At 64.3% G+C, this 6526-nt stretch carries 5 protein-coding genes and 1 pseudogene; all 6 read left to right on the top strand.

The genetic code is table 11. The features are described from left to right. Nucleotides 1-806: 806 nt before the first annotated feature. Complete coding sequence (locus VGV37_RS23625) at nucleotides 807-1760, top strand: amidohydrolase family protein (protein ID WP_326882239.1); 954 nt, start codon at nucleotides 807-809, stop codon at nucleotides 1758-1760. Nucleotides 1761-1965: 205 nt separating this feature from the next. Beyond that, the gene (locus VGV37_RS23620; RefSeq protein WP_326882238.1) at nucleotides 1966-2898 is read left to right on the top strand and encodes a LysR family transcriptional regulator; all 933 of its coding nucleotides are present in this window, start codon (nucleotides 1966-1968) and stop codon (nucleotides 2896-2898) included. A 144-nt stretch (nucleotides 2899-3042) separates the two neighbouring features. Beyond that, nucleotides 3043-3483, top strand: coding sequence for a DoxX family protein (locus VGV37_RS23615; protein WP_326882237.1), 441 nt, complete (start codon nucleotides 3043-3045; stop codon nucleotides 3481-3483). 5 nt (nucleotides 3484-3488) lie between these two features. Further along, complete coding sequence (locus VGV37_RS23610) at nucleotides 3489-4751, top strand: MFS transporter (protein ID WP_326882236.1); 1263 nt, start codon at nucleotides 3489-3491, stop codon at nucleotides 4749-4751. Nucleotides 4752-4780: 29 nt separating this feature from the next. Continuing rightward, a complete protein-coding gene (locus VGV37_RS23605; RefSeq protein WP_326882235.1) occupies nucleotides 4781-5629 on the top strand; it encodes an alpha/beta hydrolase in 849 nt (282 codons plus the stop codon). A 340-nt stretch (nucleotides 5630-5969) separates the two neighbouring features. Then, a pseudogene (locus VGV37_RS23600) lies at nucleotides 5970-6526 on the top strand (hydroxyquinol 1,2-dioxygenase); the annotation flags it as partial.

Here is a 6526-nt window from a genome sequence, read left to right as displayed (position 1 = left end):
GGACGTTTGGCGACCAAACCCTACCGAAGACTCACGATGACCACCGCTGTGGATAAGTAGCCCGACGCCGCCTGACTCTCGGCGGTCGCTGCGACGGGCTACTTACCCACAGCTCCTACACCACTCGGCGGGACACGACCTTGCGGGTCCCCGCAACCAATATAACTCGCGATAGCAACTCACGCCCGGCCTCCGATAGGAAGCCGGCTTTTGCTTGGCCGACGACGCAATCGCCAGGATACCGGCGAGATCTCCGCGCAGGTCGATCGACAGGGTGCCGGCCTCCAGCACCAGCACGATCTGGTCGGGCAGGCCGCGCACGAATTCGGCCGCTTCCGCTCGCGTCGCCTCCGCCTGCAGGCTTTGGTGCAGCGCCGAAATCCGACCCTGATACAGTGCTGCTGGAAGGCTTGAGTGCCATCGGAATGTCCTCGGCCGCCATTCCGATGCCCATGTCTGAGATGTAGATTTCGACGCCGTCGAACGACCATGCTTGCGCCAGGATTTGGACCCGACCGCTGGCGTCGTCATCATCCGTTGTCCAAATTCGGCGCCGCCTCTGCCACGCCGCCAGCACAGCACGCTGGGCCAGTTGCCGAGTGGGCGGTAGCCTATGCTATTTGAACAAATCGTCCCGAATTTCGGGACGATGCCGGGTTTCCGCACAGGCGATTTTGTCGTTTGGTGTGCGGTCGACGGTCAGAATTCTTGGACGATGCGTGCAGGATTCTGCGGCTTCTGGCGGAAGCGGACTCGGCGCTAGCCTCTCCCATCAAAGACAGTTGGCAAGAAGGCGGAGAGCCGAAATGGCGCAGCATGGTCCCATCGTCGACGTTCACCATCACGCATTGCTGCCGGCGCTGACCGGCGGCATCGATCTCGGCACCGTCGACATTCCTGCCTGGTCGATCGACGACAGTGTCGCGTTCATGGACCGAATGGGCATCGACGTCGCCGTCCTGTCGCTGAGCTCACCCGGCGTGCCCTACGGCGATGCGGGCAAGGCGCGCGATATGGCCCGACGCATCAACGAGACCCTGGCTACATACATCGCGAAGCGCCCGGATCGGTTTGCCGCCTTCGCGACCCTGCCGCTGCCGGATATCGACGGTGCGCTGCGCGAACACGAATACGCGGCCGACGTGCTCCGCCTGGATGGGCTCGGCGTCATGTCGAACTACGGGCCCTATTTCGGCTCGGCCCACTACGACCCGTTGTTCGAGGAACTGAACCGTAGGGTCTGCCCGGTGCATATCCATCCGCGCCCGCCGACGCTCGCTGCCAACCAGGATTTTGGCCTGCCGCCGTCGCTCTATGAATTCACCTTCGAATCGACACGCGTCGCGGTCCAGGTCGCCTACAACAACGTGTTCGGGCGGTTTCCCAACCTGAAGCTGGTCTTGTCGCATGCTGGCGGCACCGTGCCGTTCCTGGCCAAGCGCCTGACCTACGGCCCCCAGATCGTGGCGGAACTCAGGGGCAAAGTGCCGGTCGACATCATCGCCGAACTCGCGAAATTCTACTTCGACGTCGCCATGGTCAGCGGGCGCTTCACTTTGCCGGCGCTCAACGCTCTGGTGGCGCCGGACCACATCCTCTACGGCAGTGATTTCCCGTTCATGCCGGTCGACGACATTCTCGAATCGACCAGCGACGTGTTCGACTTCGTCGGCTACAGCGGCGAGGATGTCCGCAACATCGCATCCCAGAACGCCCTGCGGCTGCTGCCACGCGTCGCAGAACAGCTCAACAAGCGCTGAGCCGGTGCCGGCGGCCCGCCCGCACCGCCAGCGGAGACTCCCCGTCTCGACAGCAGCAAGGGCGATATGGTGGCAAAGCTCGAACCGATCCGGGCATGATCCCCTGCATCGGTTGCGGGCGGGTTGACGACGCCGGTCTGCCGGGCGGTAATGCCAAGGGGATGTACCGCCTTCCGGCTCGTCAACCCGTCCCCCCGAGCTGTCGATGATTGAGCAGATCCTGAGCTTCGTTACCGTTGCCGATGCCGGCGGCTTCTCGCAGGCCGGTCGGCGGTTGTCGCTGCCGAAATCGACGGTCAGCCACCGTGTCCAACAGCTCGAGGAGCGGCTCGGCGTGCGGCTTCTGCATCGCACGCCGCGTGTCGTGCGGCTCACCGACGAAGGGGCAATCTACTACCAACGCTGCGTCCGGATCCTCGCCGAGCTGGAGGAGGCCGAGGCCGAGGTCCGCCAGGAGCCGAAAGAGCCGACCGGGACGCTGCGCTTGAGCGGGCCGATCGAATTCGGCATGCAGATCCTGAGCAGGATGCTGGCCGACTTCGTGAAGGCCCATCCGCGGATCCGCCTAAAGCTCGAGCTTACCAGCCGCAATGTCGACATCGTGGAGGAAGGCTACGATGCGGCGCTGCGCATCGGCACGCTCGAGGACTCGGCGCTCATCTCGCGGCGGATCCTCAGCATTCCGCGTGGCCTCTACGCGAGCCCGGACTATCTCTCGGCGCGCGGGCGACCTCAAAGCCCGGAGGATCTCGCGCGCCATGCATGTCTCAGGTTCGAGACCGCATTCTATCGTGGCGCCTGGGTCTTCACGGGACCAGGTGGCCGGACCTCGTTCCAACCCGTGGGCACGGTCGAGGCCAACAATCTAACGGTGCTGCGCGACGCGGCGATCGCCGGGCTCGGGGTGGCACTGCTGCCGTGCTACCAGTGCCGCGAGGCGGAGCGTGAGGGACGCCTCGAGCGTCTGATGGTCGACTGGCAGCCGGAGAGCGCCGATGTCTATGTGCTCTATCCGAGTAAGCGCCAACTGGCGAGCCGCATCCGAGCGTTCCTGACTTACCTCGATCACAATATCGAGCAGCTGACGCGCGACATTCATGATGAAGCGAGGGACACGCCCAGGCGCAGCGTCCAATAAATCGAACGTAGTGTCGCAATCTTCCTGGCGCGACATCCTGGTCATGCCGCCGCAATATTTTCCCGAGCGTGCTCCCTTTCCATCCACTCGAAGGAGGCGGTAGGGGGCGACGAGACGCGAGGCTCGAGACGGGAGAATTTCACCATGACCATCGACACCATGCCTATTTCCTTGAAGCGGGCAGACGCTGCTTGGCTGACGTTCGCCGGCCGCCTGCTGCTGGCGTCGATCTTCATCGTGTCCGGCTTGCGCAAGATCGGTGACATGGACGGTGTCGCCGCCTACATGACGCACAATGGCGTTCCCATGGCATCGCTGCTGCTGCTGCCCGCGATCGTGCTCGAGCTCGGGAGCGGTCTGCTGCTTGCCGCCGGGTTCATGACGCGCTGGATCGCGGTTGTGTTGCTCGTCTGGACCATGGTGCTGGCCGTGATCTTCCATCCGTTCTGGGCAGCCGATCCCAAAGCGTACGGACTGCAGCTCAATCTGTTCCTGTTCCATCTCGGGACAGCGGGCGGCCTGCTCTACATCTTCGCCTTTGGCGCCGGGCGTTTCAGCATCGATCACCATCGGGCCGGGCGCTGACGAGCATGCCCGGCCCCTTCCGGAACCGGTGGTGGATCGTCGCAGCGAGCGCCCTCGGCATGACGGTTGGCCAGGGGCCGATCACCATCTTCACGTTCGGCGTGTTCCTTAAGCCGGTCACGGAAGACCTGGGGATCAATCGCGGCACGTTTTCATCGGCGATCGGCATACTGACTATCGCCGCGGCCGTCGTGCCCCCCCTCGTCGGCCGTCTGGTCGACCGGTTCGGCGTGCGTGTCGCCCTCTTGCCATTGATCCTGCTGTTTGCGTTCGCGACCATGGCGCTATCGCTGCTACAGCCGTCGCTCCTCGTCCTGTACCTGCTGTTCGGCGTCCAAGGCGTGCTCAGCGCGTGTCAAACCCCGATGGCCTATGTCAAGACGATCTCGGCCTGGTTCGACAGGACGCGGGGCTTGGCACTCGGCGTCGCGCAGACCGGCGTCGGACTTGGCATCGCCCTCGTGCCGCAGCTCGCTGCCGCGCTCATTGCCGGCCATGGCTGGCGGACGGCCTACGTCGGCCTCGGCGGCGCCATTCTGGTGCTGGCGCTGCTACCGGTCGCACTGTTTCTGCGCGAGCCGCCGACACTTAGGGAGGGCGACGGAGCAAGCGCCTCCTCGCTGGGCCAGGGCGTGCTGCTGGCGGATGCCTGGCGCTCGACGGCCTTTTGGCAACTGAACGCCTGCTTCTTCTTCGCCGTCACTGCGATCAACGGCACGCTCGCTCATGCCGTCGCCCTCTTGACCGACCGAGGCGTCTCGCCAGAGGCGGCGACCGGCGCCATGTCGCTCGCCGGCGTAGCCGTGATCATCGGACGGCTGGTCGCTGGCTTCTGTCTCGACCGCATACACGGCCGCTACATCGCGGTCGCCTCGTTCTGCTGCCCGGTGATCGGCATCGCGCTGCTGGCTCTGGCCCGAGAGCCGGCGATGCTGCTGGCCGGCACGGCGCTCTGTGGCCTCGGCGTCGGCGCAGAGGTCGACCTCATGGCCTACTTCATCGGCCGCTATTTCGGCATGCGAGCCTATGGCGCGATCTACGGCCTGTTCTTCGCGGTCTTCACCATCGGCACGGGCCTCGGACCTTTGGTCATGGGCATCGCCTTCGACCGCGGCCACTCCTATGGCCCGGCCCTTGCGGTCTTCGAAGCAGCCTTGGTCGCCGCTTCCGGCCTGGCGCTGGGGCTCGGCGCCTATCGTTATCCCGCACGCGCGGCAGCGCCACGCGGCATCCAACATCCGCAGCCGGCGAGCGACGTCGCGCCGTGAGCCCTGCGCCTGCCCCGAAGGAGGGATGATTGCCGACTCATGCCGATCAGGATAGCTGCTGTTCTGTGCACGTCGAACGTAACCTCGTCTACGCGACCGTGGATGGTACTGACCTCGCCGGCGACTATTATCGGCCCGGGACGGCGGGCGCGGTGCCGGTCGTCGTTGCCGTCCACGGCGGCGGCTGGAAGCTCGGGTCCGCCCGGTTCTATCAGCATTGGGGGCCCTACCTGGCAGCCCAAGGCATAGCCTTGTTCGCGATCGACTACCGCTTGGCCGAGAGCGCCCAGCATCACTATCCGGCTGCTGCGGACGATGTTCGCGCGGCCGTCCGGTTCGTGCGGGCGAATGCGGAGCGTCTCGGGATTGATCCGCGTCGTGTCGGCCTCATCGGCGATTCTGCTGGCGCGCATCTGGCCACGCTCGCTGCCCTGGCCGGCGGTGGGAATGTGCAGGACGAAGGCCGATCGCTTCAAGTCAAGGCGGTGGTCGCCGTTTACGGTGTCTACGACCTCGTGGCGCAGTGGCAGCACGATCTCCAGGCCCGTCCCCATGACCAGATCACCGAGATTTTCATGGGACATTCGCCGCTCGATGATCGACTGCGCTTCATCGAGGCCTCGCCCTTGAGCCATGTCACCCGACAGGGTCGGGGCACTGCGTTTCTCGTCGCTTGGGGCACCGCCGACGACGTCGTCGATTGGGAAAGCCAGTCGAAGTCTTTCGTGGGCGCCCTGAAGCAGGTCGGCTGCTTCGTCCGTACGGTCGCGATCACCGACGCGCCGCATTTCTGGATGTCGGACCCGCTGGACGATCCCTATGGCTATCCGATCCGGCTGGCGCCCAGCTTGCTGCGGTTCCTACGAGAACACCTCTGAGGCCTGTCGTGCGGGCCGTGCCAATGCGGAAGCGCTGCTGATATAAAATGACATTCTGCCCGCTTGGAGAGTGCCGCATTCGACATGGTTCAACCCGAATCTTGTGTTCGAGCTTTTTCGGATGCCGTTGATCTGACGAATGTCGTCAGCGTGAAATGAAGTCGGCAAGGACTGCCACGCGACTGGTCAATATTTCGAACGGTTCGTCCAACCATTGCTAACTTTCGCGACGATCAGGCGGCCGATAAATTCGCCACCATTCTCGGTTTCCCGCGCTCATCGTGAATTGCGCTGACGGTGCCGATTGCCCCCGAGATCATTCCCGCGTGGAGTAGTCCCAATGACCGAATTTTCCCCGATCCGCGGCTATCATCACATCACGATGTGCGTCGGCTCCGCTCAAGAGGACTACGACTTTCACGTGAAGGTCCTGGGGTTGCGGCTGATCAAGAAGACCGTGCTACTGGATGGTGCCGATCCGTTCTATCATCTGTATTACGGGAACGAGGCCGGCAACGAGGGCACCCTGGTCACGACCTTTCCGATGGCGTGGCGCCATGGCGGTGTTCTCGGCTCAGGCCAGGTTTGCATCCTGAGCCTGGCGGTCCCTCGGGGCAGTTTTCCCTATTGGGCGGAGCGGCTGCACCGCTTCGGCTACCCGACGACCACGGCTGAACGGCTGGGTGTGCCGCGATTGGGCTTCAAACACCCGTGCGGCGTCGAATATGAGCTCGTCGAAACCGACGAGGATCCGGCCGGTGTCTGGACCAAGGGCGGCGTGCCGGCCACGGCCGCCATCCAAGGCATGTGGTCCGTCGCCATTTCCGCCCGCGACCTGCCCCAGTTCGCGGCCTTTCTGACCGAAGGCATGGGTTTCGAGAACCAGGGGCCGGATGG

Origin of the sequence: Aliidongia sp. (genome assembly GCF_035943795.1) — a bacterium.
Classification (GTDB): domain Bacteria; phylum Pseudomonadota; class Alphaproteobacteria; order ATCC43930; family CGMCC-115725; genus Aliidongia.
The sequence above is the reverse complement of the archived record's forward strand: the minus strand, read 5'-3'. Positions and strand labels throughout refer to the sequence as shown.

Coding starts and splice junctions, on each gene's coding strand:
- VGV37_RS23625 (WP_326882239.1), top strand. CDS start 807: ATGGCGCAGCATGGTCCCATCGTCGACGTTCACCATCACGCATTGCTG.
- VGV37_RS23620 (WP_326882238.1), top strand. CDS start 1,966: ATGATTGAGCAGATCCTGAGCTTCGTTACCGTTGCCGATGCCGGCGGC.
- VGV37_RS23615 (WP_326882237.1), top strand. CDS start 3,043: ATGACCATCGACACCATGCCTATTTCCTTGAAGCGGGCAGACGCTGCT.
- VGV37_RS23610 (WP_326882236.1), top strand. CDS start 3,489: ATGCCCGGCCCCTTCCGGAACCGGTGGTGGATCGTCGCAGCGAGCGCC.